Origin of the sequence: Novosphingobium sp. HR1a (assembly GCF_015594425.1) — a bacterium.
Taxonomy (GTDB): domain Bacteria; phylum Pseudomonadota; class Alphaproteobacteria; order Sphingomonadales; family Sphingomonadaceae; genus Novosphingobium; species Novosphingobium resinovorum_A.
Genome location: NZ_JABXWS010000121.1, coordinates 1 through 2701, shown reverse-complemented (window position 1 = coordinate 2701; position 2701 = coordinate 1). Strand labels below are relative to the sequence as shown.

Annotated in this window: 2 protein-coding genes and 1 pseudogene; all 3 read right to left on the bottom strand. The window is 63.5% G+C overall.

Annotated features, from left to right (window positions below):
* Window positions 1-365 precede the first annotated feature (365 nt).
* Complete coding sequence (locus HWN72_RS30460; protein WP_211152294.1) at window positions 366-1142, bottom strand: hypothetical protein; 777 nt, start codon at window positions 1140-1142, stop codon at window positions 366-368.
* A gap of 151 nt (window positions 1143-1293) precedes the next feature.
* Window positions 1294-1794 carry a zincin-like metallopeptidase domain-containing protein gene (locus HWN72_RS31515; RefSeq protein WP_248006496.1) on the bottom strand — a complete coding sequence of 167 codons (501 nt, stop codon included), beginning with the start codon at window positions 1792-1794 and terminating at the stop codon, window positions 1294-1296.
* A 99-nt stretch (window positions 1795-1893) separates the two neighbouring features.
* Window positions 1894-2165: pseudogene (locus HWN72_RS31510) on the bottom strand (ArdC-like ssDNA-binding domain-containing protein); the annotation flags it as partial.
* Window positions 2166-2701: the final 536 nt, after the last annotated feature.

Sequence of the window (2701 nt, the reverse complement as noted above, 5' to 3'; positions counted from 1 at the left end):
AGGAGCGGGATGGGGAGGGAGGAGGAAAATCGATGGCCTGGCGCGGGCAGGCCGCCCTAGCGCGGCCGACGCCCATCGGGGCGTCGGGTGCCGCGCTTGGCGGACCACACGGGGCTGTCGATTTTCCTTCGGGAACGAAAGGGCAGCAGCCCTTGGTGTTCCCCCAAGCGTGCGGGCCTCCGGGGGAGGGCCGAGAGCGCCTATCGGGCCAGGGGTCGCGCTGCGGCGCGACTATAAGGGTGTGCCATGTGGCACACCCCCTCACGCGAGGATCGTCACCCGCATGGGCCGAGACGCCGGCACGGTGGCTTGGTCGGCGCTCGCGCCGATAGAGCCGTGCCCGGCAGGGTCGCGCCCTGAATGCCTTACTGATCCTGAGTAGGCGCCGCCGGCTCATCGCTGAGATCCAGCATCGCATCGTCGCCCAGATACGCACGGGTGATAGGCCCGTAGTCCTTGGCCACGTCGCGCGCGAAGTCCGCGAAGACGGTAATCATCTGGCGCATCGCCATCGCGTAAAGGTTCAGCTCATCCGACTGCGTGCGAAAGTAATTTGCGAGCGGCGCTGGCATCCGCCCCGCTGTCGTCGATACTAGGTCGTCGTCTCGCGTCGTATGACCATGCTTGGCCAGTTCGTAGTGCAGGTCCGTTTTCATACGGCCAAAAGCGGCAAGGTTGGACAGCATCGCCCCATGCCGCCGCGACAAGAGCACCAGATCGTCAACATAATCGACCCGCTTGGCGGCGATGAACACCTCGAGTTCCTCCGCCGTGAACGACACCGAAGGTTCGCGGTCGACACCGACAAAGGCCGATAGCCGCTGCGCGATCGTCATCTGCCCATTGCCATCCTGTTCGGCCTTGAGAACCATCGCCTCGATCTGGTTGTGATAATCGAGGATGGCATTCACCAGCACGGTGAGCTTGATGAACACCTTGCGCGCAGCGACAACTTCCGCCTCATGACGCGCTTTCTCGTCGCGGACGATCAGTTCTTTCGATGCCCGACCCGCGAGCAGCCTTGATGGGAAATAGGCCAGCAAGGCGCCCAGGATCGCCGTCGCGAATGGCACGCCATAGTCTTTCCAAACGCTGGATGTGTCCGCTGCGGCTTGTGCAACAGTAATATGAAGATCACCCACGGATGCGGCCCTTAGCAATGCGTTCAGAACATTGCTGATAGCAGCGACGATTCAGAAAGTTATCACGAATGCGCCGCCCGACCGCTTGCGGGTGGGCGGCGCAAGATTTTGCGGCGCGCCCCGGCCCTGATGGGTCGGGGCTGTTTAGCCGTCAGGCCACCTCCTCAAGCGGTGCGCTGGTTTCCGTTCCCATATGACAGAGCAGCCAATCAGCCGCATCCTGCGCTTGGCGCGCGGCCGTGAAGATGCACCGCTTGTCGTTGCGAAGGGCAGACAGCCAGCTTGTCAGATAGGCCGCATGATCCTCACGGTCGTGGAGTTTGATGCCGATCGCACCGCTGACGAACGCGGCCCCCAGCTCGGCCACCAGTTCTTCGCGCGCGTAGTCTTCGCGCTTCGTGGAAATGAGCGTGGGACGGGCAAGCCGATCCACATGGCCGCTGGCGTGACAGAGTTCGTGCGCAAGGGTCGAATAATAATCGTCGCTGGTGTGGAAGTCGGCGAATGCTGGCATGACGACATGATCTCCGCTCGGCTGATAATAGGGCTGCGAACCATGATGGCGAACGGTGACAGGCACCCGGCCAAAGAGCGTATCAAGCTCGGCGTCCCGGTCGTGGGGATTGGTGGCGGTGATGATCGGTGCGGGCATGGGATATTGCGTTTCGATGCCGTCGATCTGCTCCGAATTGAAAACCGTATAGCGTTTCAGGAACGCGACCTGCCGCCTGCCGTCCTCGCCCTGTTCGCTGCTCGCTTCGCCACCTTTGCCGTCGCGCACCACGATCTTGTTGGCATAGACCACGGTTGATCCCTTCTCGCCCTTGCGGACACAGCCGCCCAGCGCGAGCGCCTGCTTGAAGGTCAGCCAATGGGGGAGGCATAGCCCTTGGTCATGGAGGCCACCCACAAGGTCAGGACATTGATACCGCGATACGGAACCCCGGTAGAGCGCAGCGGGATGTTGGGGGCGGTGCTGCCGTTCCATGATTTGGACCAAGGCCGGGTGCCAGCCTCGATCATGGCAATCATCTGGTCGGTGATCTCCTGATAGACGTCGGCCCGGTTGTCGGTGATGCGTCCCATGATTTCGTCCTTTCCACTTGAGGCTGAAAGCCGCTTGCTCTGCGGCATGCGGCTCTGCCTTTCCGGCGAGGAACGGGATGGGGAGGGAGGGCGAGAATCTTGGCCCCTGGCGCGGGCGAGCCGCCCTAGCGTGGCCGATGCCTTCAGAGCATCGGGTGCCGCGCTCGGCGGATTACACGGGGGGCATGATTGTCGTTCGGGGACGAAAGGGCAGTAGCCCTTGGCGTTCCCCTAAGCGTGCGGGCCTCCGGGGGAGGGCCGGAAGCGCCCTGTGAAGGAAACACCGCGCCACGGCGCGGCAACAGGGGTGCGCCACGTGGCACACCCCCCGCGCGAGGATCGTCACCCGAATGGGCTGAGACGCCGGCACGGTGGCTCGGTCGCCGCTCGCGGCGATAGAGCCGTGCCCGGCAGGGTCGCGCCCTGTGGGATGGTCCTACGCTCCAAGCGATGGTGGTGAGCAAAGAGAGGGT

Excerpts from the sequence above, each read along its gene's own strand:
- HWN72_RS31515 (WP_248006496.1), bottom strand. The coding sequence starts at position 1,794 with ATGCCCGCACCGATCATCACCGCCACCAATCCCCACGACCGGGACGCC.